The organism is Mariniflexile sp. HNIBRBA6329 (assembly GCF_043558645.1).
GTDB lineage: Bacteria > Bacteroidota > Bacteroidia > Flavobacteriales > Flavobacteriaceae > Mariniflexile.
This window is the reverse complement of the sequence record NZ_JBIFXS010000037.1, coordinates 1-1,307: the sequence shown is the minus strand read 5'-3', so window position 1 is coordinate 1,307 and position 1,307 is coordinate 1. Positions and strand designations below refer to the sequence as shown.

General features: G+C 28.5%; 1 protein-coding gene. It reads right to left on the bottom strand.

Annotated features, from left to right (window positions below):
* Positions 1 to 246: 246 nt before the first annotated feature.
* Complete coding sequence (locus ACGK9U_RS16080) at positions 247 to 1,218, bottom strand: hypothetical protein (RefSeq protein WP_394467577.1); 972 nt, start codon at positions 1,216 to 1,218, stop codon at positions 247 to 249.
* Positions 1,219 to 1,307 lie beyond the last annotated feature (89 nt).

Here is a 1,307-nt window from a genome sequence, read left to right as displayed (position 1 = left end):
GTCATAATAAATAGAAACCCTAGTCCAAATGTCATTCCATTTATTAATGCAACTTTGGCTCCAATGTTCTCATTTTTGTTCATTCAGATTGGTTTTTTTAGCTTGTGTACAACGTTTATGTATAAGGAAAGTTGCGTGTTTGTGAGCGAGGATTTTCCGAAGGAAAATCAGAAGCCAGCAAACGAGCAACTAACTTTGGTTTGGCTAAAACTAGCAATTTTTTTTATACGGTGTTGTAAAACGTTTTTATTTACTTATTGTTAATTCAGAACTTACCTCTTCTCCATATACCTTTCCAGGAATCCATTCAGGCATATTTTTTAATTCTTTAGCTAAAATGGTTTTAAACTTTTCATCACATCCAGTAACTTTTAAATCTTCCATTTCCCCAGACTTATTAATTGTGAAATTCAAATAGCAGCTACTTTTTTCATCCATTCCTACTTTTGCAAACACTCCACTAAAATATTCTTTAACTTCTTCTTTTGCTCCATTCATTTTAGGATATTCAAAAGATTTTAGGTTTTCTGAACTAGCATTTTTTGACCAAATTGGATTTAATGAATAGATTGGAACAGGAACAATTAGTTTATATTCATCGGGTATAATATGATGGAAATCTTTGTCGTTTTCGGGAATATCTTTTATTGATTCTATTTTGTAATATCTTTTCCTTTTTCCATTAATCTTCATTTCATATTCAAGAGCAGTCTCATTTAATGTCAATGGTGTATTTGGAAAAGTAATTCCTGTTTTTATTTTTTCCGTTGTCCACAAAGTAATTTCTACCTGTTTTCCCAAGTTTATTATTGTTTTAATACAATCATAACCTAAAATAATTTTAGTTTCTTTTGTTTTAGTTGTAATTGTATCTCCATATGTTGAGCCTTTTTGGAGAGCAATCATTTTGTCAATTGAAGAGTAAAAAAACTTTTTATCTGTTTCAAATCGCTGGTTAAGATGTAGGACTTCTTTATTGTTCTTTTTTACTAAAATTGTGGATGAAGTATTAGAAATAAATTTTTGGTTAATTCTTACATTTTCTTCATCAAATTTAAAGTCGAATTCTAATGGAATTCCTGATAATTCACAATTATATAATAATTCTCCTTTATGTAATATTTCCGAGTTTGGAGATTTGATTTCTTTATTTTTACATGCGAACGCTAATGTTGCTGAAGTTAAAATGGTAATTAAAATGATGAATTTTTGTGTCATTTTTAATGTTTTACAATGATTAGGTATATGAAAAGTAAGGGATAAAAAAAGACTTACCTTCCAAATTTGTACAAGCCAATTTAGTAAAT

Bases quoted from the DNA above. Each gene is read 5' to 3' on its own strand.
- ACGK9U_RS16080 (WP_394467577.1), bottom strand. From the start codon at position 1,218: ATGACACAAAAATTCATCATTTTAATTACCATTTTAACTTCAGCAACA.